Source organism: Amycolatopsis sp. NPDC004169, from assembly GCF_040610315.1.
Lineage (GTDB): Bacteria > Actinomycetota > Actinomycetes > Mycobacteriales > Pseudonocardiaceae > Amycolatopsis.
Genome location: NZ_JBEXMD010000001.1, coordinates 85,443 through 105,952 on the forward strand (window position 1 = coordinate 85,443; position 20,510 = coordinate 105,952).

The following is a 20,510-nucleotide window of genomic DNA, read 5'->3' on the forward strand; positions in this document are numbered from 1 at the left end:
CACGCCTCCGTGGCCCTGAGTTATCCACAGCGGGCGGAGTTGTCCACAGACGGGCTGTGGGTAACTCGCCAGAGTGGTCACATCGACACTCATCGTCAGCACCTCAGTAGGCGAAGGCGAGGGTGTCCTCGCCCGGTTTGTCGGAATCCTTCGGCTTCTCGGGAGGCATGACCGCGTCGACGCCACCACGGACGTACTTGCGCATCAGGTACACCTCGACCACGCCGAGGGCGGCGTACACCGTGGTCAGCGCGATCAGCGACGTCCACACCTCGCCCGTCGTCAGCCGTGAGACCGCCTGGGCGGTGAACATCCACACGCCGTCCACACCCGTCGGATTGGGCACCACCACGAACGGCTGACGCCCCATCTCGGTGAAGATCCAGCCCGCGCTGTTGCCGAGGAACGGCGTCGCGATGCCACCGAGGACCAGCCAGGGGAACCAGCGGCCGCCGGGGACCCGGCCGCGCCGGGTCAGCCACAGCGCCAGGACGCCGATGCCCGCCGAGACCGCGCCGAAGCCGATCATCATCCGGAAGCCCCAGTACGTCACCGGCAGGTTGGGCACGTAGTCGATCGGTTTGCCGGCCAGCGAGCCCAGCGCCGGGTCGTCCGGGTAGTTCGTGCCGTACTTGGCCTGGTACTCCGTGACCAGGTTCTCCACACCCTTGACCTCGGTGGAGAAGTCGTTGTGCGCCAGGAACGACAGCAGCGCGGGCACGTTGAACGTCTTGACGTCTTCGCAGTTCGCGCCCGAGACGTCCCCGATCGCGATGATCGAGAAGCTCGCCGGCTGTTCGGTGTGGCACAGCGCTTCCGCCGAGGCCATCTTCATCGGCTGCTGCTCGAACATCAGCTTGCCCTGGGCGTCGCCGGTGATCGCCAGCACCGCGAAGGCCGCCACGCCGACCCAGCCGCCGAGACGCAGCGAGGAGCGCCAGACGTCTTCGTGGTCGCCGCGCCGCCACAGGTGCCAGCCCGCGACGCCGACCAGGAACGCCGCCGCCACCGAGAACGCGCCGGCCAGGGTGTGCGGGATCGCGGCCAGGGCCGTGTTGTTCGTCAGCACCGCCCAGATCGAGTTCATGGTCGGCTTGCCGTTCTCGAACGTCACGCCCACCGGGTGCTGCATCCACGAGTTGGCGGCCAGGATGAAGTACGCCGAGGCCATCGTGGCCAGCGAAAACGCCCACGCGCAGGCCAGGTGGACCTTCTTCGGCAGCCGGTCCCAGCCGAAGATCCACAGGCCGAGGAACGTCGACTCGACGAAGAACGCGACGAGCCCTTCCATCGCCAGCGGCGCTCCGAAGACGTCGCCGACGAAGCGGGAGTACGCGCTCCAGTTCATCCCGAACTGGAACTCCTGCACGATCCCGGTCACCACGCCCATCGCGAAGTTGACCAGCAGGAGCTTGCCCCAGAACTTCGTCATCTTCAGGTGCCGCAGCTCGCCGGTGCGGACCCAGCGGGTCTGCATCGCCGCGACCAGGATCGACAGCCCGATGGTCAGCGGGACCATCAGGAAGTGGTAGACGGTGGTGATGCCGAACTGCCACCGCGCTAGCTCAAGGACCTCCACGTGGTCCAGCGTGCTCCGGGCCCGGGGAGGCGGCCAGATCAACTGGTCCCGTTCGCGGCGGGACCAACGTCCCGGGTGACTACAGCTGGTCGAGCGCCTCCCGCGCCTCCTCGGCCACAACCCGCCGCGGGCCCTCTTCGCCCAGCTCGAGGACGTGCCGGAGGGCCAGCGCGTACGCGGTGTCGAAGGCCTTGTCCGCGGCGACCGGGATGTCCGGCGTCACGCCGACGCCCTCCCAGTTCTCCCCCGTCTCCGGGTCGTACGACCGGGCGATCGGGACGGTCACGTCCAGGTGGGTGTCCACTTTGTACCGGTCACAGGGGTGCGCGCCGCCGCGCGTCACTTCGCCGACGGTCTTCGCGCGGCCCTGCCGCTGCAGCGAGAAGGCCAGGTCCTCGCCACCGGAGAACGTCACCGGGCCGGTGAGCACCCAGATCGGCTTGGTGCCGCCGAACTTCGGCCCCGGGACGTACGGCAGCGTCCACATCTGGGTGACGCGGTCGGCGTCGCGCTCGTAGAAGTCGAGGTAGTGGGTCCGCTCGTCGACGAGGTAGCTCTGCAGGAACGCGCTGGTCTCCGGGTCGCCACCGCGGTTGCGCCGGACGTCGATCAGCAGCGCGTCGGCCGGCGCGACCAGCGTCATCGCCGCCGAGAAGGCCGGGGCCGCGAGGTCGATCGGGTAGAGCATGGTCGTGTCGAGGTAGCCGACGTTGCCCGGCAGCCGCCGGACCGCCGCGACCCCGAAGTTCTCCAGCTCGCCCGCACGCCGGAAGGTCTCGGACGCGTGCTCCGCGTCACCGTCGACGGCGACCGGGTCGACGTGGTGCCGCAGCCGCAGGTGCTTGTCGCCGTTCACCGACTGCAGGTCGGCTGTGACGGCCGTCGCCAATTCCTCCTCGCCGAGGTCCGCGTACGCGCCTTCGTCCAGGCGTGCGCGCACCACCTTCGCGACCTTCACGGCGACGTCCGGGAAGACGTAGTGCGCTTCCAGCCGTCGGATGACCTCTGCTACCTGCTCGGCACGTGCCAGTGACCCCATGCCGGTGAACCTACCGCAGGCCACAACCGGAAATTCGGCGTACCGAAGAAAATTGTGTGCCGCCCCGAGTTGTCAAATTCATGGCCGCCGATCAGGCAATTTCGCGCAAGCCATCAGCTTGCGGTTCGGCTGAACGCCCCTTTATCGTTGCAGTGAAAGGGGCGAAAGAAATCTCATGACTACCGCCATGGTGGCGTTGATCAGCGCGTTCGGCCTGGTCCTCGCCGTGGAGCTGCCGGACAAGACGCTCGTCGCGACCCTGGTGCTGACCACCCGTTTCCGCGGCTGGCCGGTTTTTGCCGGGGTGTGCGCCGCGTTCGCCGTGCAATGCGTCATAGCGGTCGCGTTCGGCAGCATCCTGACGTTGTTGCCTGACCTCGTCCTTTCCCTCGTCGTCGCCGCGATGTTCGGCCTCGGCGCTTTCATGCTCCTCCGCGAGGGGTTCAGCGAAGCCGACGAAGCAGGCGAAGACGCTTCGCGCACCGGCCCCTCTCCGCAGACCTTCTTCCGCTCCGCGATGACGTCGTTCGGCGTGCTCTTCGCCGCCGAATGGGGTGACGCCTCCCAGCTCGCGACGGCCAGCCTGGCCGCCCGCATCGGCAACCCGGTCGCCGTCGGCGTCGGTGCTTTCGCCGCGCTGGTCGTGGTCGCCGGGCTCGCCGTGTTCATCGGCGGGAAGATCCGCAGCCGGATCAAGCCGAAGCTGATCCAGCGCTGCGCCGGGTTCGTGTTCGCCGGGTTCGCCGCGTTCGCCCTGCTCCAGCTCGCTTTCTGACCACTGCCTCACAGGTTCACCCGGTAACCTTTCGGGAACGAAAGGGAGAGCACCAGGTGAACTCGCCGAAGACGCGCGCGGTCTCGCCGCTGCACGGCCGGATCGCCCTCGGCGGCATCGGCCTCGCCGTGGCCATCTCGATCGACCTGCACCTGCGGCTGTCCGGGCAGGTCAGCCCGGTCTGGCAGACGCTGTCGGAGTACGTCTACGGCAAGCTCGGCACGTCCTCGGCCGCGCCGTTGTTCAGCGTGATGTGCCTGGCCCTGTCGTTCGGCTCGGTCGCTCTCCTCGCCGGCATCGCGAAGGCCCACCGCCCCGGCACCACCGCCGTCTGCGCGCTGCTCGGCGTCTGGTCGGCCGGGCTGCTGGTGTGCGGGCTGGTGCCGGTCGACCCGGACGGCCAGGCGCGTTCGCTCGCCGGGCAGGTCCACAACCTCGCCGCGCTGACGGCGTTCGTCGCGCTGCCCGCGGCGACGTTCGTGCTGACGAAGAAGGGCCGCGAGCGTTGCCCGTGGGAACCCCGCCGGACGACGATCCGGCGGCTGGCCACGGCGAGTTTCACCAGCGTCGGCGTGGTGCTCGCCGGGTTCGTGCTGACCCTCGTCCTCGGCCCGGCCCGGCAGGACGTCACCCTCGGCCTGTTCGAGCGCCTGCTGTTCACCGTCGACGTCGCCCTGCTGCTGACGATGGTCCGGCCGCTGCTGGCGGTCTCGCGGCGCTAGGAGCCGTCCGTCTTGAGGATGTCGGCCAGCCGGCCGGCGGCCGCGACGACCTGCGGGCCGACCTCGGCGGCCTTCAGCGGCTCCATCGAGACGACACCGACGCTCGCCCGCAGCCCCGGCACCCCGCGCACCGGCGCCGCGACACCGGACGCGCCGGCCTCGAGCTCACCCGTCGACGTCACCCAGCCGCTGCCGCCCGGCCGCAGGCTCATCGCCTTACCCGCCGCGCCGGCGGTCAGCGAGTGCCGGCTGCCCACCCGGTAGGCGACGTGGAAGCTCGTCCAGGACGGCTCGACGACGGCCACCGCAAGCGCTTGCGTCCCCTGCGCGACCGACAGGTGCGCGGTCGCGCCGACCTTCTCGGCCAGCTCGCGCAGCACCGGGCCGGCCGCGTCCCGCAGCTGCGGCAGCACCTGCCCGGCCAGCCGGAGCAGCCCGACGCCGAGCCGGACCTTCGTGCCGTCGCGCCAGACCAGGCCGCGCTCGGACAGCGGCACGAGCAGCCGGTAGACGGCCGCGCGGCTGGCCCCGATGGCGACGGCCAGCTCGGAGATGGTCGCCGCGTCACCGCCGGCGTCGGCGACCGCCTGCAGCAGCGCCAAGCCCCGGTCGAGCGTCAGCGACCCCTCCCGGCTGGTCACAGCAAGCCGAGTTCGCCCAGGTCGGAGACCGGCTCATCGAATGTCGCCGCCGCGTAGGACGCGAAGAGCGCCCGCACGGCCTTCGCGGCCGGCTCGGACAGCGCACGGGCCTCGTCGGCCAGCGCCTGGGCGTCCGTCGACTCCAGCGCACCCCGGACGTCGCCGCCCGCGAGGCTGCGCGCCGAGGCCACGAGCAGGTTCAGGAAGCCGTGGTGCACGAACCCGGTGTCCGGGTCGGTGTGCCGGACCGCGCGGTGCAGGCTGTTCGTCGCCTTGAACGACGCCCCGCTGGAGCCGCTGACGACGGCGAGGAAGTCCGCCACCTCGTCGACGCTGGGGAAGTTCTCGCCCGCCTGCCCGCCGCAGCGGATCTTCGGCCAGCTGCCGTGCTCGATCACCTTGCGGACGCCGTCGAGCCAGCCGACGCCGCGCCGCGGCTCGACGACCCGGATGACGTCCTCGGGCACGAACTCCGAGACGCGCTCGAGCCACACCTCGTCGACGTCCGACGGCGCGGGCATCTCGACCATCCGGAGCGCGAGCAGCTCACTGCGCGACTCGACGATCGAGATGGCCTTCGGCACGCCGCCCAGCCCGGTGTCGATGATCAGCGAAAGCGGCAGCGGCTGCTTCGGCTTGATCTTGATCAGCTCGGTGATGAGCTCGGGCAGCCGCGACGCCTGGCAGAGGAAAACCCCCAGTACACCGGCGTGTTCGGAGTCCCGGCTGGCGAAGTGCGCACGCAGCGCTTCGGGCATGGCCGCACCGACCGGAGGGAACAGCGCCGAGTCGTCGACGAGCCTCGCGAACAGGGGAGGAATTCCACGGGGGCCGGGGGGCGTGAGTTCCACAGCGCTTGACACGACTGACACGCTAGTAGCGTACGACATCAGGACAAAATCGTTCGCACAACGGACACGTCAGAAGGGGGCGTCGATGCCTTACTACCGGCGAGTAGGCGAGATCCCGCACAAGCGGCACACCGCGTTCCGCAAGCCGGACGGCGGGCTCTACGCCGAAGAGCTGATGGGCGTCGAGGGCTTCTCCGCCGACTCCGCGCTGCTCTACCACCGCGGCCTGCCGACGGCGATCGTCGACGCCGTCGCGGTCGAGGAGGACCGCGGGTCGCTCACCCCGAACCACCCGCTCAAGCCGCGGGCGTTCAAGACCCAGGACCTCAAGTTCGGCGGCGAGGCCGACGCGGTGACCGACCGGCGGCGGCTGTTCGGCAACAACGACGTCACCATCGGGTTCGTCACCGCGACCGCACCCAGCCCGCTGTACCGCAACGCGGCCGGTGACGAGCTGTTCTACGTCCACGGCGGCGCCGCGACCTTCGAGACCATCTACGGCCGCCTGGAGGTCGGTGACGGCGACTACGTGGTGATCCCGACGTCGTGCACCTACCGGGTCGTCCCCCACGGCGAAGTCAACCTCTTCACCCTCGAAGCACGCGGGCACATCGGGCCGCCGAAGCGCTACCTGTCGGCGAAGGGCCAGTTCCTGGAGCACTCGCCGTACTGCGAGCGCGACATCCGCGGGCCGGAAGAGCCGCTGCTGGAGGACGGCGAGGACGTCGAGGTGCTCGTCCGGCACCGCGCCGGGCTGACCCGCTACACCTACGCGACGCACCCGTTCGACGTCGTCGGCTGGGACGGCTGCCTCTACCCGTGGGTGTTCAACATCGACGACTTCGAGCCGATCACCGGCCGCGTGCACCAGCCGCCGCCCGTGCACCAGACGTTCGAGGGCCCGAACTTCGTGGTCTGCTCCTTCTGCCCGCGGAAGGTCGACTACCACGAGGACTCGATCCCGGTGCCGTACAACCACGCGAACGTCGACTCCGACGAGCTGATGTTCTACGTGCGCGGCAACTACGAGGCCCGCAAGGGCTCGGGGATCGGGATCGGCTCGCTCTCGCTGCACCCGTCCGGCTTCACGCACGGCCCGCAGCCGGGCGCGGCGGAGGCGTCGATCGGCGCGGAGTTCTTCGACGAGACCGCGGTCATGGTCGACACGTTCGCGCCGCTGGAGCTCGGCGAGGCCGCCGACGCGTCCGAAGACCCCGGCTACGCCTGGACGTGGTCGCGTCGCGGGCCGAAGAGCTGACGGGACCGGGCCCTCCCCCGCGCGTGCGAGGGAGGGCCCGTCCGATCAGGCGTCGTACCAGCCGTAGTTGGTGATCGTCCCGTGGCCGTAGCAGTTGCCACCGAAGATCCAGTAACCCGGCCCCTGCGCCGGCCCGTAGATGTCCGCGCCGTCCGAGCAGTGCGTCCAGGCGCCGGTGCGGCCGTAGTCGACCCGCACGTTGGCCTCCCAGCGCGAACCGTCGTAGAACGTGGTCACCCAGCTCTGCACGTGGTCGGTCGTCGCCTGCCCGCTGACCGCCGAGTGCGTGCCCTTGGGCAGGTCGGCGGCCGAGGCCGTGCCGGCCCCGAGCAGCCCGGCGGCGGCCAGCGCGCCCGCGCCGAGCACGGCGGCCCCGGCCCGCTTCATCGTGGTGCTGTCCATCGATCCCTCCAGTGTTCCCCCGTCGGCCGGACCGGTCGATCCGGCCACGTCCCGGTCTAGTGCGTTGGGGTTGTCCTGTCCGGCTCACTGGACAGCGAACGACAATCTGCGAACAATGGATTGCGCCTAGGGGGGTGGCGTAATGCCGCGTGGGGAACGTCCGATTGATACGGACGACGAGGTGTTGTCACAGTTCGCCGCGGATTTGCGGCGATTGCGGGAGAAGGCGGGTCGTCCGCCATATCGGCAACTGGGAAAACGAGCGCATTACTCGGCGGGGACATTGTCCGACGCCGCAGGCGGCCGGAAACTGCCGACGCGCGCGGTCGCACTGGCATATGTGCGCGCCTGCGACGGGCCGGTCGCCGAATGGGACAGAAGGTGGCACGAAGCCGCCGCGAAATTGAGCGAGCGAAGACGCGCGGCCGCCGGGGCCGCCGCGGAGCCGCCGTACCCGGGCCCGGCCGCGTTCGGCGCCGGGGACGCAGGCCGGTTCTTCGGCCGTGAGGACGTCGTCGACCTGCTGCGGAACCGGCTGGCCGGGGCCCGGTTCCTGGTCGTCTCGGGCCCGTCCGGCAGCGGCGTGACGTCGGTGCTGCGCGCGGGCCTCGTCCCGGCCGTCCGGGAGCCCGCGGTGGTCCTGCGGCCGGGCCGGCGGCCGTTGGAGGAGTGCGCGGCCCGATTGGCGGCGCTCACCGGGACCCCGGCCGTCCGGCTGCGCGCCGAACTCGCCGCCGGCCCGGGCCACCTGCACCTGCGGATCCGCCAGGCGCTGCCGCCGGACGCCGAGTTCCTGCTGGTCGTCGACCAGTTCGAGGAGGTCTTCACCGCCGAGGCGCCCGAGCGGGCGTGGTTCTTCGCCGCGCTGGCGCGGGCGGCGCAGGCCCCGGTGCGGGTGGTCGTCGGCCTGCGCGCGGACTTCGCGGACGCCTGCGCGCGGCACCCCGCACTGGCGGAACCGGCCCGGAACGCGGTGATCCCGCTGGCGCCGCTGACCGCGGGCCAGGTGCGGGCCGCGCTCGTCCGGCCCGCCGCCGAAGCCGGCCGGGGACTGGAGAACGCCCTGGTCGCGACCCTGATGGCCGAGGTGGCGCGGCAGCCGGGGGCGCTGCCGTTCGCCACCGAAGCCCTGCGCCGGACCTGGCAGGCCACCCAGGGCGTCACGCTCACCCTCGCCGCGTACGAGGCCACCGGCGGGATCACCGCGGCCGTGGCCGGCGCGGCCGAAGCGGTCTTCCGCCGGCTCTCGCCGGCGGAGCAGGACGAGGCCAGGAGCCTGTTCCTGCGCTTGGTCGGTTTCGGCGACGGCACGCCCGACACCCGGCGGCACGTCCCGTACGCCGAACTCGGCGTGACGCCGGTGGTCGCGCAGTTCGTCCGGGCCAGGGTGGTCACCGCCGGCCGGACGGGACTGGACCTCGCGCACGACGCGGTGATCGACGGCTGGCCCCGGCTGCGGGGCTGGCTGGCGGCGGACCGGGACGCCCTGCGCGTCCACCGGCGGCTCACCGAGGCCGCCGGATTGTGGGAAACCGCCGACCGGGATTCCGCCGTTCTTTATCGCGGCCGCCACCTCGACGAAGCGCTGGCTTGGGCAAAGCGGTCCGACGCGCGGCCGAACCCGCCGGAACGCCGGTTCCTCCAGGCGAGCGCCGGCCTGCGGGCCGCCGAAGAATCGGCGACCCGGCGACGGCGACGGCTTTCCGTGGCGACCACACTGACCGCGTTGCTCGGCGCGGCGTCGACGGCAACGGCGATTTTCCGCCGTCGACGCGGCGGTTTTTCGAGGATTTCGACCACCCGTTCACCGAGCAGGTGAACGAAATGCGCCGGCGGCAATTTTACCGTCGGCGCGCCGACGGAGGGCGGTTTCCGGCGGCAACGGTTCGGCAACGCGCCTCCGGCCACCCGCCCGTCGCCGGATAATGACCACAGACGCGGAGACGGGGAGGGCTCGATGATCAATTCCCAGCCGGTGCGGCGAAGGAGAAAGATTTTCCCGTTCGTCGCCGCGATCGTGGTCGCGATCGCCTTGATCATCGGGATCCGGTACTGGACCAGCGGCTCGAGCGACGACGCCGAAGCGCCGAAGTGCTCGGGCGCCGACGCCGTCGCGCTCACCATCGCCTCCTCCCCGGAGAAGGCCGGGATCGTCCAGGAAGCCGCGAAGGCGTACTCCGGGCGGACGGTCGCCGGGCACTGCGTCGACGTGGTCGTGCGGTCGAAGTCGTCCGGCGTGGCCATGCAGGCGCTGGCGAACGGCTGGAACGAAGCCACCGACGGGCCGCGCCCGGACGTCTGGACGCCGGCCGCGAGCGGCTGGGTCAACCTGCTGCGCGTCAACGCGAAGGGCGACACCGGCTCGATCGTGCCGGACGGCGACCCGCCGTCGGTCGCGAACGCGCCGCTGGTCGTCGCGATGCCGAAGCCGATGGCCGAGGCGCTCGGCTGGCCCGCCAAGGCGATCGGCTGGAAGGACCTGGCCGGGCTGGCCACCGACCCGGCGGGCTGGGCGAAGTACGGCCACCCCGAGTGGGGCAAGTTCCGGCTCGGCAAGACGAACCCGAACATCTCGACGTCGGGCCTGAACGCGACGATCGGTGCCTACTACGCCGCCACCGGCACGTCGTCCGACCTCACCGCGGCCGCGCTCGAGAAGCCGGACGCGAAGCAGTTCGTCACGAACATCGAGCAGGCGATCGTGCACTACGGCGACACCACGCTCACCTTCCTGACCAACCTGCAGAAGGCCGACGACAAGGGCGCGGCGCTGTCCTACATCTCGGCGGTCACCGTCGAGGAGAACTCGCTGATCGGCTACAACCAGGGCAACCCGACGAACGACCCGGCCAAGGTCGGGCAGCACGGGCCGCCGAAGGTGCCGCTGGTGGCGATCTACCCGGGTGACGGGACGCTGAACTCCGACCACCCGTTCGTCACGCTGAACTGGGCGGACGCGACGCGCAAGCAGGTCGCCGCGGACTTCCTCGGCTACCTGCGCCAGGACGAGACGCAGGCGAAGTTCGCCGCGCTCGGCTTCCGGTCGTTCGACGGCAAGCCGGGCCCGCAGGCGACGCCCGCCAACGGCGTCCGCCCGGAGGCGAAGATCAGCTTCCTGCGGCCGCCGTCGCCGTCGGTGCTGTCGAAGCTGCTGGCTTCCTGGACCGACCTGCGCAAGAAGGCGAACGTGCTGCTCGTGGTGGACGTCTCGGGCTCGATGGGTGACGAGGTCAAGGGCACCGGCAAGAGCAAGATCGACCTGGCGAAGCAGGCCGCGATCGACTCGCTCGGCCAGTTCGTGCCACGCGACCAGGTGGGGCTCTGGCAGTTCTCGACCCACCTCGACGGCGACAAGGACTACCAGGAGCTGCTCCCGGTGCAGCCGCTCGGCACCGGCGGCAAGGAGACGCTGGCGATGCGGCTGAGCGGGCTGACACCGCAGTCCGGCACGGGGTTGTACGACTCGTCGCTGGCCGCGTACGAGTACATGAAGGCCCACCTGGACCCGACGGCGATCAACGCGGTCGTGGTGCTGACCGACGGCCGCAACGAGGACTCCGGCGGCATCGACATCGAGCACCTGGTGCCGCAGCTGCGCCCGGAGGGCAACGCGGAGTCGGTCCGGCTGTTCACGATCGCCTACGGCTCGGACGCCGACCAGGACGTGCTGAAGCAGATCGCGGAGGCGACCGCGGGTTCGGAGTACGATTCGTCCAAACCGGACTCGATCAACCAGGTGTTCACCTCCGTGATCTCCAATTTCTGACATGAAGTTCGCCCGTGAGCTCGCCGAACCGTGGGGCCTGCTGCTGGCCGCCACGTCGGCCGGGGTGGCGTGGGCCGTGCAGCTGCCGGTCGTCGCCGCGCTCGGGATCGGCGTGGCGGTGCTCGCGGCGCGTGCGGGCGCGGCGGCGCTGGGCGGGGAGCAGGAGCCACCGCAGCGGGAAGCACGAGTGCTGGACGTCGCGCCGGGGTCGGCCGAGGAGGGCTGGCTCCGCAGGGCATCGGCGGCGGCGGAGGGCTTCGCGTCGCTGAGCGGCTCACTCGCGTCGGGTCCGCTGGCCGAGCGCGTCGCGGACATGGAGCCGGTGGTCCAGGAGACGTTGTCGACGCTGCAGCGCTTGGCCGGCCGCGCGTCGGCGACGGGCCAGGCACTGGCCAGGGTCGATCTGGAGGCGGTGGCGCACGAGCGACGTCGCCTCCAGCGCGAGTTGCGCACGGCGAGCCAGGAGGTCCGCGGCGACCTCGAGCAGGCGTTGACGGCGGTCCAGGCCCAGGCGGACGTGCACCAGCGGCTGTCCGGCGCCCGCGACAAGCTGCTGGCCCAGCTCCAGTCGGGCGCACTCGGCCTGGACAGCTTGGTGGCAAGGGTCGCCGAGCTGACGGCGGCGACTTCGGACGTCACGGTGGACACGGGCGCGGTGCGCGAGCTGAGCGACCAGCTGGAGGGCATCCGGCAGGGCGTCCTGGAGACCGAGCAGGCCACCCGCAAGTCCCTGGGCTAGGCGGCCACCGGCGTCCGGTCACGGCGGGGCAGCAACAGCGGCGTCGCCAGCACGAGAACGCCGGCGATCCCGATCGCCCACCGCGGCCCGGCCAGACTGGCGAGCAACCCCCAGAGCGCGGTCAGCGTGGCGATCGACGCCTTCGTGCTGACCGACCACGCCGACAGGGTCCGCGCGATGCGGTCCGCCGGGAGCTGTTCGAGCCGATAGGTCGCGAGCACCGGGTTGAAGACGCTGCAGCTGGCGATCAGGCCGAACTCGACGACCATGACGTAGACCAATCCGCCGGTGCCCGCCGGGATGAACGCCAGAGCGGGCAGCCAGAGCGCCCGGATCGCGCCCGCCGTGATCAGGACGGGGTGCCGCCCGAACTTCGCGACGAGCCGCGGGGTCAGCCGCGAGCCGGCGAGCCCGCCGAGGCACGGGACGGCGAACGCGAGCCCGTACTGCCAGGGCGGGAACCCGAGCTGGTTGAGCATCAGCACGGCGAGCAGCGGTTCGGTGCCCATGACCAGGCCGTTGAACACCATGGCGTTGAACAGCAGCGGCCGCAGTCCCCGGTGTGCAAGAAGGAAGCGCCAGCCGTCGGCGAGATCGCGCGGCCGCAGCCGGGTGGCGCTGCGCGGGCGCGGTTCGTCCCCGCCGATCGCGCGGATCCCGAGCGCGGAGAGCAGGAAGCTGACGGCGTTGGCGACCACCGACGTCACCGGCCCGAACAGCGCGAACGCGGCGCCGCCGAGAGGCGGCCCGAGCGCGGTGGCGGTCCAGTTGGTGGACTCGAACCGGCCGTTGGCGACGAGCAGGTCTTCGGGCGGCACCAGGCCCTTGAGGAAGGCACCGCTGGCGGAGGTGAAGGTGATGTCCGCCGCGGCGACGACCACCGAGACGGCCAGCAGCTGGGCGAAGCTCAGCACACCGAGGCCATAGCCGGCCGGAACGCTGACCAGCGAGCCGAACCGCACGAGGTCCATGGCCACCATCACCGGCTGCTTCCGCCGCCGATCGACCCAAGGCCCCAGCGGAACGGCAACAAGCGCCCCCACGGCAGGCCCGACGGCGGCCAGCGCCGAGACGGCCGCGGGTCCGGAGTGGAGGACGAGGATCGCGAGCATGGGGAAGGCCCCGAAGCCGAGCCAGGTCCCGAAGGCGCTGACTGCGTAGGCCGACCAGAGCCACCTGAACCGCGGCCCCAGCGACCGCCCGCGCATCACCTGCCAGATCAAAGCGGCGCCGGCTGCGCAGGGCAACCGACATACCGCAGCGCGGCCGACATCTTGCGGTGAAGCCGGTTGTGCACATGTGGCACCGGTTGTGGACAACTTCGCCTGGAGGCCGGGCTTTCCGGGTTTCCGTCGTGCCCCGCCGATAGAATGGACTTGGGGTCGCCCCCCTGGGAGCGGTGGGGGATGTTTTGGATCCTCTTGGGCCCTTGGCAACGTTTTGTCGAGTTGCGGGCTGGGGTCAGCCGAGCCAGACCGTGCCCAGTACCGGGTAGCCCGGCAAGCCCGTCTTGGCCGCTCCCGGGCGGGGGACGCCCGCGATCCACAAGCGGCCCGTTGCCGCGATGTTCGCCGCCATCGAGGGGTCGGCCTTGGGGAGGCGGAACGGGACCACGCGGCCGTCCGCCAGCATTGTCAGGCCGCTGAGCCTGGCCGCTCCGTGGCGGGTCATGCGGACCGGGCCGTCGAGGACCGCTCGGAGTTCCGTCCAGTGGTCCGCCGCCAAGGGACGGTCGTGGGCGAACGCGCGCAGCACCGCCGCGACGGCTCCCAGCAGTGCGCCCGCGCCGAACGTCCACGCCAGCCAGCCCACGGCCGGGAAGTCGAGGGCGACCCAGCCCGCGAACCCAGCCAGCACCAGCAGGAACGCCGCCGTCGCGCGGCGGTCGCGGGCGATCTGGCGGCGGTGGGCCGTCAGCACCGGGTCGAGCCTCGGGGAACCGGAGCCGGCCGGTGCCGGCACCGGGAGCGCGCCCGGCGGCGGGCCGTCGTGGACGCGGCCGCGGCGGAGGCGCACCACGCCGGAGAAGCCGACGAACACCTTCGGGCCGCGGCCCAGCAGCCACACCCGCCGGTGGCCTGCCACCAGCAAGCGGTGGGCTTCGTCGAGGCGGACGCGCAGCCAGCGCCCGTCCGGCAGACGGACGGCGACCGTCCGCCCGGCGGCGACCAGGCCGTCGGCGGTGATGTCCACCAGCCGGAACGCTTCCCGCTTGAGCCGCGCCTCGGGCACCCGCACGTACGCGCGGTGGAGCCACCACGCCTCGATCGCGCCGGCCAGCGCGAACGTGCCGATCAGCAGCGCCACCCCGGCGCCGGCGACGAACTGGACCACGCCGAACGCCAGGAAGAACCCCGCCACCAGGCGCTGGTTCGCGGTGTCGCGGCCCAGGCGGTCGAGGTACTCGCCGAAGATCGGCAGGGCCCCGGAGGGCATGGCGGGGTCGAGCTCGAAAGCGCGGACGCTCTCGGGGACCGGGACGATCGGCACGCGGAACCCCCAGGGGCTCGGGTTGTCACCCCCTTTTCGGCAAAGTGGGCACCGGCGTTACCGGATGCGCCGGTCAACGGAAACGACGTGATCGCCACGACTACCCAGACCGTCGAATTCAGGTTAGGCTCACCTAACTAGGAGGTGAGCCGTGACCGAGGCACCCACATCCGTCCGCCGCCCGCCGGCGCCGAACCCCGCCGAGCGCGCCAAGACGATCGCGACCCGCAACGGCCCCGCATCGTTGCTGCCGACCTGCGACCGCGCGGACCTCGACGGCGAGCGCGTCGTGCCGCTCCTGCACCACGTGCACCACAGCGGCAGCGTCAGCGTGCTGCTGCCCGACGAGCACCCGATGGTCCGGACGGCGAAGCAGACCCAGCGCGGCGAGCTGGCCGTGATGGTCGAGCTCGCCGACCAGGCCCCGGTCGCCCTGCGGGAACCGATCCGCGGGCTGCTGTGGATCACCGGCTGGCTGCGGCCGCTTTCACCGGTTTCGGCCCGTTCGCGAGCGGTGGCGATCGCCGAAACGCGGCCGGACGAGCGGCTCCTCGACGTCGGCCACGGCGTCACGCTGCTGCGGCTCACCCCGGCGTCGCTCGTGCTCGCCGACGCCGAGGGCACGCACTCGCTGCGCCCGCACATGTTCAGCGCCGCGCCGCCCGACCCGTTCCACGACTACGAGGCCCACTGGCTGCGGCACTTGGAGAGCGACCACGCCGACGTCGTCGAGCAGCTGGCCAAGCACCTGCCGGCGGAGCTGCGCGGCGGCCGGATCCGCCCGCTCGGGCTCGATCGGTTCGGGCTGCGGCTGCGCGTCGAGTCCGCCACCGGCGACCACGACGTGCGGCTGGCGTTCTCGAAGTCCGTCGAGAACCCGGCGCAGCTCACGTCGGAGCTGCGCCGGCTCGTCGGCTGCCCGTTCCTGCGCGGGCGGTCAGGCTAGTTCGGCGGGGAAGCCGCCCTTCGCGATCGGCCCCCAGCTTTCGATCGTCACGCGGATGATGCTCTTGCCCTGCTTGACCATGGCCTCGCGGTATTCGGCCCAGTCCGGGTGTTCGCCGGAAATGGCGCGGAAGTACTCCACGAGCGGCTCGACCGATTCCGGGACGTCCAGCACCTCGGCGGTGCCGTTCAGCTGCACCCACTGGTCGTTCCACTCGTCGGACAGGATGCAGGCCGACACCTTCGGGTTGCGCTTGACGTTCACGACCTTCGCGCGCTTCGGGTAGGTCGAGATGACCAGCCTGCCCTCGGCGTCGACGCCGCAGGTGACCGGCGAGAGCTGCGGGCCGCCGTCTGCCTTCGTGGTCAGCAGGATCGCGCGGTGGCGGGTCGACAGGAACTCGACCAGCGCGGCACGGTCGACGGTTTCGTTGGTGGCGATGCTCCTCGGCATACCCCGAAGGTAGCGTGCGTCCATGACGTTCACCGCGCGATCGTGGCTGGCCCCGGCCCGGCCGTCGTTCCCGGAGCCGATCGACGACCCGCGCGAGCGCCGCGCGATCAAGCTCGAGCTGCTGATCGTCTTCGGGATCACGCTCGGCCTGTCCGGCGTGCGCAGCCTGCTGTCCCTTGTGGACTCGCTGTTGCAGCCGGTGCCGCTGGCCCAGCAGCAGACCCAGCTGAACGTGCCGCAGGCCGCGGCGAGCCTGATCGACCTGCTCAAGCAGCTGCTGTCGGCCGCGCAGCTGGTCGGCTGGGGCGCACTCGGGCTGTACCTGCTGTGGCGCGCGGGCATCAAGGTCGCTCAGCTCGGCCTGGACCGCCGGTCGCCGGGCCGGGACGCGCTGCTGACCGTCGGGCTCGCCGCGCTGATCGGGATCCCGGGACTGGCGCTCTACTTCGTCTCCTACCACCTCGGGTTCAGCCTGGCCGTGCAACCGTCCACTTTGGGCGATACGTGGTGGCGGCCGATCACGCTGACGCTCTCGGCGTTCGGCAACGCGTTCGCCGAGGAAGTGCTGGTCATCGGCTACCTGCTGACCCGGCTGCGGCAGCTCGGCGTCCGCGAGAACAACGCCTTACTCGGCGCCGCGGTGCTGCGCGGGTCGTACCACCTATACCAGGGGTTCGGCGGGTTCGTCGGAAACCTGATCATGGGACTGGTGTTCGGACGGCTGTGGCAGAAGACCAACCGGCTGTGGCCGCTGGTCGCCGCCCACACGCTGTTCGACTTCGTGTCGTTCGTCGGATACTCGCTGCTCAAGGGGCACGTTTCCTGGCTCCCCTGACTAGGATCTGGGGGGTGATCGACGAAACGGCACCTCCCCGGGTGGACAGCGAAGTCGGACCCCTGCGCGCGGTGCTGCTGCACCGGCCCGGCAACGAGCTCAAAAGGCTGACGCCCCGCAACAACGACCAGCTCCTGTTCGACTCGATCCCCTGGGTCGACCGGGCCCAGGACGAGCACGACGCGTTCGCCGAGGTGCTGCGCGGCCGCGGGGTGAGCGTCCTGCTGCTGGCCGACGCGCTCCGGACGGCGCTGGAGGACGACCGGGCCCACGCGGCGGGCGTGCACGCGGCGGTCGACGACCGGCGGCTCGGCGGCGACCTGGCCGACTCGCTGCGTTCGCACCTCTCGAGCGTCGACGCGGCCGGCCTCGCCGAGGTGCTGATGGCCGGGATGACGTTCGAGGAACTGCCGTCGGCCGAGGGCGCGTCGCTGGTGCGGATGATGAACCACCCGCACGACTTCGCCGTCGATCCGCTGCCGAACCTGCTGTTCACCCGCGACTCGTCGGTGTGGATCGCCGACCGGGTGGCGATTTCGTCGCTGAACATGCCCGCGCGCCGCCGCGAGACCGCGGTGCTCGACCTGATCTACGCCTACCACCCGCAGTTCCGCCACGCCGCCCGGGCGTACGGCGCCCATTCGGCGCCGATCGAAGGCGGCGACGTGATGCTGCTGGCGCCGGGCGTGCTCGCCATCGGCGTCGGCGAGCGGACGACGGCAGCGGGTGCCGAGTCGCTGGCGCGGTCGGTGTTCGCCGACGGCATCGCGCACACCGTGCTGGCGGTGCCGATCGAGCAGTCCCGCGCGACCATGCACCTGGACACGGTGTGCACGATGGTCGACGCCGACGCGGTGGTGATGTACCCGCTGGCGCGCGACTCGCTGACAGCGTTCACGCTGCGCCCGACCGGCGACGGCGGGGTGAAGGTGGCCGGCCCGGCGCCGTTCCTGGTGGCCGCGGCCGAGGCGATGGAGATCGACCGGCTGCGCGTCATCGACACCGGCCTCGACCCCGTGACGGCCGAGCGCGAGCAGTGGGACGACGGCAACAACACCCTCGCGCTGGCGCCCGGCGTGGTCGTCGGCTACGAGCGGAACGTCGAGACGAACGAGCGGCTGGAGGCGGCCGGCATCGAGGTGCTGCCGATCGCGGGCTCCGAACTCGGCTCCGGCCGGGGCGGGCCGCGGTGCATGTCCTGCCCGATCCGCCGCGATCCCCTGCGCTGAACAAAGCAAGCCTTCCCTAAATTGCTTTCGCGATTTAGGGAAGGCTTACTTAAATTAGGCTCGTCTTCTTTAGGAATGGTAACCCTAATAGGGGGCAGATCACCAGTGCCGAGTGGCATTTCGGCCAATCTTGATCTATTCTGATCTGCATGGCCCTCACCAAGAAGAAAGAGCCGCGCTCGAAGTTCTTCGAACTGCTGCAGGCGCAGATCCACAACGAGTTCAACGCGTCCCAGCAGTACATCGCGCTCGCGGTGTGGTTCGACGCCGAGGACCTGCCGCAGCTGGCGAAGCACTTCTACAAGCAGTCCGTCGAAGAGCGCAACCACGCGATGGCGCTCGTGCAGTACATGCTCGACCGCGACCACCACGTCGAGATCCCCGGCACCGGGGAGGTGCGCAACGACTTCTCCGGCGTCACCGAGCTCATCGAGCTCGCGCTCGAGCAGGAGAAGGAGGTCGCCGCCGACATCTCCGCGATGGCCAAGGCCGCGCGCGCCGAAGAGGACTACATCAGCGAGCAGTTCACGCAGTGGTTCCTCAAGGAGCAGGTCGAAGAGATCTCGCAGATGAACACGCTGCTGAACGTCGTCAAGCGCGCGAACGGCAACCTGTTCGAGGTCGAGAACCACCTGTACCGCGAGTCCGTCGGCGACGGCGGCACCGACTCGCAGATGCCGCCGGTGGCCGGCGGCGCGCTCTGATCCTCTGAGAATCGGAAAACCCGGGCTCTCCCCCTGTGGACAGCCCGGGTTTCCGCATGCCGCCGGCCCAGTCGTTCAGCCGGCTCGGTCTGTTCAGCCGGCGCAGTCCTGAGTGGCGCTCGTCAGGCTCGTCTGCACGACGCCGGTCTCGCCCAGCCGGAAGCGGTACTCGGCGGTGGCCCCGGCCGGGGCGACGACGCCACCGGCTTCTTCCTTGGCCGCCGGGTAGACGGTGAGGACCTGGTCCTTCGTCGACCCGGCACCGATGCCCTCGGCGGTGTGCACGGCCACGTCCGGCGTGACGGCGACGAGCCCGGACGTCTTCGAAATGACGACGCTCGCGGACGCGGGGAGCCCACTGCCCTCGGCCTTGTAGATGGTGCAGCCGGCGCCGGCCTGCGCATCGGTGAGCGTGATGGTCTGTGCGGCGACGTCGGCCTCGGACATGCCCAGCTTGAGCTTGCCGAAACCGTCGGCCGCGAGCAGCGGTCCCGTGGTCACGGCGGGGAGCTTGGTCGGCCGAGGCGTGGCCGACGGCCGCGGCGACGTCTGCGGTGGCGCGGAAGCGCTGATGCTCTGGGTGCCGGTCGGCGCCGCCGGCGTCGACGGCTCCGGCGCCCGGCCCTGCGTGAGGTCCTCGGGCGGCTTGACGCTGGTTCCGGTCCCGGCGGCGGACATCGCCGCGGTGCCGTCCTCGGTGTGCAGCCGGACCATGGTCAGCCCGCCCGCGACAGCGACCGCGGCGGCCGCAACCCCGGCGACGGCCTGCACGACGTGCCGACGGCGACGACGCCGTCGCGCCCCGGTGACGATGACCGTCCCGGCGTCGGGCGGCGGGGGCAAGTCCAGCCGCTCGTCGGCGAACAGCGCGCGCAGGCGCTGCTCCAGTTCGTCTTCGGAGATGTTCAACCCGCACCACTCCCTTCGCCGTCGGCCGACTTCAGCTTCATCCGCAACGACGTGATCGCCTTGCTGGCCTGGCTCTTCACGGTGCCCTGCGTGACGCCGAGGGCGCTCGCGATCTCCGCTTCCGACAGACCCTCGTAATAACGCAGCACCATGACGGCCCGTTGTCGCGGCGGCAGCGTTCGTAACGCACGCCACAGCGGCTCGTGCTCGAACGGATCGGCCGGCACGTGCGGGCTGGTGTCCGGCAGGTCGGCGACGAGGTTCTCCCGCCGCGTCCGCCGCCAGCGGCTCACGTGCGCGTTCGCCATGGACCGGCGGACGTAGGCCAGCGGGTCGCCGGTCTTTTCGTGGACGTACGTCCAGCGCGAGCCGATCTTCTCCAGCACGGTCTGGACCAGGTCCGCGGCGTCGTGCGGGTTGCCGGTGAGCGCGTGGCCGTACCGCAGCAAACCCGGCAAGGTGGCCTGCACGAACTCGCCGAAGTCGACGAACTCGCCAGCCAACGTCGCGGCCCTCCCTCGGCCTGCGCTCACCCAGGCGTCTCCCCCGGTGAGGACGGGTGCCGCAGCGGTCACCGTATCGCCTCCCATCGGGGTCGGGTAGCCGGAAGCCGGCTCGCTTTCCTCCCCAACACGCATCACAGCCCCCTCAGGTTGCCTGCGTTCCCGGCCGAATTCCCTCTTGGTCGGCCGGGCGCTGATCTGCCCACGTCAGCGGTGGGCGAGCGAGTCGGGCAGCCGGAAGCCGGCGCCCTCGGACTCACGGAATTCGTGCACACCGACCACGGCGGCGTGCGGGATCGGCCCGTAGACGTGCGGGAACCAGATCCCGGCCGGGTGCGGCGGCACGCCGTCTTCCCAGCGGACCGGCGCGTCGACCTTCGCCGGATCGATTTCGAGCAGCACGAGGTCGGTGCGACCCCGGAACCGGATGTTGGCCGGCAGGGTAGCCGTGCCGAAGTCGGAGCAGTGGATGAACCCGACTTCCTCCAGGGACGGATCCCGGTACTCGCCGCCCTCGCCCACTTCGGCCCAGTCGGCCGCCCCGCAGATGTGGAGTATCACGTCGAGAATGGTCCCACCGGCACGAACCGGCGGCGGTGTCTCGTGCGCCACATAATGCCTGGTTGAACGCTCATCGAGCGAGTGGAGGACCCGCGGTTCGTACCGATG

The 20,510-nt window shown here is 71.0% G+C and carries 21 protein-coding genes; 10 read left to right on the plus strand and 11 right to left on the minus strand.

Annotated features, from left to right (window positions below; all coding sequences use genetic code 11):
* Positions 1 to 103: 103 nt before the first annotated feature.
* A complete protein-coding gene (locus ABZX11_RS00405) occupies positions 104 to 1,579 on the minus strand; it encodes a cytochrome ubiquinol oxidase subunit I (protein ID WP_176173708.1) in 1,476 nt (491 codons plus the stop codon).
* Between the two features lie 79 nt (positions 1,580 to 1,658).
* The gene (locus ABZX11_RS00410) at positions 1,659 to 2,618 is read right to left on the minus strand and encodes a S41 family peptidase (protein WP_354908515.1); all 960 of its coding nucleotides are present in this window, start codon (positions 2,616 to 2,618) and stop codon (positions 1,659 to 1,661) included.
* Positions 2,619 to 2,805: 187 nt separating this feature from the next.
* Here ABZX11_RS00410 and ABZX11_RS00415 point away from each other — a divergent pair, with 187 nt between their 5' ends.
* Positions 2,806 to 3,393: a TMEM165/GDT1 family protein gene (locus tag ABZX11_RS00415; RefSeq protein ID WP_176178017.1), complete on the plus strand. Its 588-nt coding sequence runs from the start codon at positions 2,806 to 2,808 to the stop codon at positions 3,391 to 3,393.
* A 56-nt stretch (positions 3,394 to 3,449) separates the two neighbouring features.
* On the plus strand, positions 3,450 to 4,115 hold the full coding sequence (locus ABZX11_RS00420) for a DUF998 domain-containing protein (protein ID WP_354908517.1): 666 nt from the start codon (positions 3,450 to 3,452) through the stop codon (positions 4,113 to 4,115).
* Here the strand turns inward: ABZX11_RS00420 and ABZX11_RS00425 are convergent.
* Together ABZX11_RS00425 and ABZX11_RS00430 are read right to left on the minus strand one after the other, a co-directional pair.
* Complete coding sequence (locus tag ABZX11_RS00425) at positions 4,112 to 4,756, minus strand: helix-turn-helix domain-containing protein (protein WP_176173711.1); 645 nt, start codon at positions 4,754 to 4,756, stop codon at positions 4,112 to 4,114. The two genes, ABZX11_RS00420 and ABZX11_RS00425, sit on opposite strands and share 4 nt — an antisense overlap.
* A complete protein-coding gene (locus ABZX11_RS00430; RefSeq protein WP_354909178.1) occupies positions 4,753 to 5,607 on the minus strand; it encodes a hypothetical protein in 855 nt (284 codons plus the stop codon). Before ABZX11_RS00430 ends, ABZX11_RS00425 begins: the two co-directional genes overlap by 4 nt.
* An 85-nt stretch (positions 5,608 to 5,692) precedes the next feature.
* Between ABZX11_RS00430 and ABZX11_RS00435 the strand changes: the two genes are divergently transcribed.
* Positions 5,693 to 6,865 carry a homogentisate 1,2-dioxygenase domain-containing protein gene (locus ABZX11_RS00435; protein ID WP_176173713.1) on the plus strand — a complete coding sequence of 391 codons (1,173 nt, stop codon included), beginning with the start codon at positions 5,693 to 5,695 and terminating at the stop codon, positions 6,863 to 6,865.
* Between the two features lie 45 nt (positions 6,866 to 6,910).
* On the opposite strand, the gene ABZX11_RS00440 is transcribed toward ABZX11_RS00435, so the two are convergent.
* Positions 6,911 to 7,267 (minus strand): hypothetical protein, encoded by a 357-nt coding sequence (locus ABZX11_RS00440; RefSeq protein WP_176173714.1) that lies wholly within the window; start codon positions 7,265 to 7,267, stop codon positions 6,911 to 6,913.
* A gap of 403 nt (positions 7,268 to 7,670) precedes the next feature.
* Here ABZX11_RS00440 and ABZX11_RS00445 point away from each other — a divergent pair, with 403 nt between their 5' ends.
* The 3 genes from ABZX11_RS00445 to ABZX11_RS00455 all read left to right on the plus strand — a co-directional run bounded on the left by ABZX11_RS00445 (position 7,671) and on the right by ABZX11_RS00455 (position 11,772).
* Entirely contained in the window at positions 7,671 to 9,086 is a 1,416-nt protein-coding gene (locus ABZX11_RS00445; protein ID WP_354908522.1) for a hypothetical protein, read from the plus strand.
* A 138-nt stretch (positions 9,087 to 9,224) separates the two neighbouring features.
* Positions 9,225 to 11,033 carry a substrate-binding and VWA domain-containing protein gene (locus ABZX11_RS00450; protein ID WP_176173716.1) on the plus strand — a complete coding sequence of 603 codons (1,809 nt, stop codon included), beginning with the start codon at positions 9,225 to 9,227 and terminating at the stop codon, positions 11,031 to 11,033.
* A gap of 1 nt (position 11,034) precedes the next feature.
* The gene (locus ABZX11_RS00455; protein WP_354908524.1) at positions 11,035 to 11,772 is read left to right on the plus strand and encodes a hypothetical protein; all 738 of its coding nucleotides are present in this window, start codon (positions 11,035 to 11,037) and stop codon (positions 11,770 to 11,772) included.
* On the opposite strand, the gene ABZX11_RS00460 is transcribed toward ABZX11_RS00455, so the two are convergent.
* Positions 11,769 to 12,983, minus strand: a complete 1,215-nt coding sequence (locus ABZX11_RS00460; protein ID WP_354908526.1) for an MFS transporter — start codon at positions 12,981 to 12,983, stop codon at positions 11,769 to 11,771. The two genes, ABZX11_RS00455 and ABZX11_RS00460, sit on opposite strands and share 4 nt — an antisense overlap.
* A 250-nt stretch (positions 12,984 to 13,233) precedes the next feature.
* The gene (locus ABZX11_RS00465; RefSeq protein ID WP_176173718.1) at positions 13,234 to 14,262 is read right to left on the minus strand and encodes a hypothetical protein; all 1,029 of its coding nucleotides are present in this window, start codon (positions 14,260 to 14,262) and stop codon (positions 13,234 to 13,236) included.
* A gap of 151 nt (positions 14,263 to 14,413) precedes the next feature.
* On the opposite strand from ABZX11_RS00465, the gene ABZX11_RS00470 reads away from it, so the two are divergent.
* Positions 14,414 to 15,208: a DUF2470 domain-containing protein gene (locus tag ABZX11_RS00470; protein WP_354908529.1), complete on the plus strand. Its 795-nt coding sequence runs from the start codon at positions 14,414 to 14,416 to the stop codon at positions 15,206 to 15,208.
* Here ABZX11_RS00470 and ABZX11_RS00475 read toward each other — a convergent pair.
* A complete protein-coding gene (locus tag ABZX11_RS00475) occupies positions 15,200 to 15,661 on the minus strand; it encodes a PPOX class F420-dependent oxidoreductase (RefSeq protein WP_354908531.1) in 462 nt (153 codons plus the stop codon). The two genes, ABZX11_RS00470 and ABZX11_RS00475, sit on opposite strands and share 9 nt — an antisense overlap.
* Before the next feature lie 22 nt (positions 15,662 to 15,683).
* Between ABZX11_RS00475 and ABZX11_RS00480 the strand changes: the two genes are divergently transcribed.
* The 3 genes from ABZX11_RS00480 to ABZX11_RS00490 all read left to right on the plus strand — a co-directional run bounded on the left by ABZX11_RS00480 (position 15,684) and on the right by ABZX11_RS00490 (position 18,429).
* Entirely contained in the window at positions 15,684 to 16,496 is an 813-nt protein-coding gene (locus tag ABZX11_RS00480) for a CPBP family intramembrane glutamic endopeptidase (protein ID WP_176173721.1), read from the plus strand.
* Between the two features lie 41 nt (positions 16,497 to 16,537).
* Positions 16,538 to 17,725, plus strand: coding sequence for an arginine deiminase (locus ABZX11_RS00485; RefSeq protein WP_354909180.1), 1,188 nt, complete (start codon positions 16,538 to 16,540; stop codon positions 17,723 to 17,725).
* Positions 17,726 to 17,874: 149 nt separating this feature from the next.
* Positions 17,875 to 18,429 carry a ferritin gene (locus ABZX11_RS00490; RefSeq protein WP_176173722.1) on the plus strand — a complete coding sequence of 185 codons (555 nt, stop codon included), beginning with the start codon at positions 17,875 to 17,877 and terminating at the stop codon, positions 18,427 to 18,429.
* Between the two features lie 93 nt (positions 18,430 to 18,522).
* Here ABZX11_RS00490 and ABZX11_RS00495 read toward each other — a convergent pair whose 3' ends face one another.
* From ABZX11_RS00495 to ABZX11_RS00505, 3 genes are all read right to left on the minus strand, one after another.
* On the minus strand, positions 18,523 to 19,338 hold the full coding sequence (locus ABZX11_RS00495) for a hypothetical protein (protein ID WP_354908534.1): 816 nt from the start codon (positions 19,336 to 19,338) through the stop codon (positions 18,523 to 18,525).
* Complete coding sequence (locus ABZX11_RS00500; protein ID WP_176173724.1) at positions 19,335 to 19,841, minus strand: SigE family RNA polymerase sigma factor; 507 nt, start codon at positions 19,839 to 19,841, stop codon at positions 19,335 to 19,337. Before ABZX11_RS00500 ends, ABZX11_RS00495 begins: the two co-directional genes overlap by 4 nt.
* Positions 19,842 to 20,048: 207 nt before the next feature.
* A complete protein-coding gene (locus tag ABZX11_RS00505; protein WP_176173725.1) occupies positions 20,049 to 20,402 on the minus strand; it encodes a DUF952 domain-containing protein in 354 nt (117 codons plus the stop codon).
* Between the last annotated feature and the right edge of the window lie 108 nt (positions 20,403 to 20,510).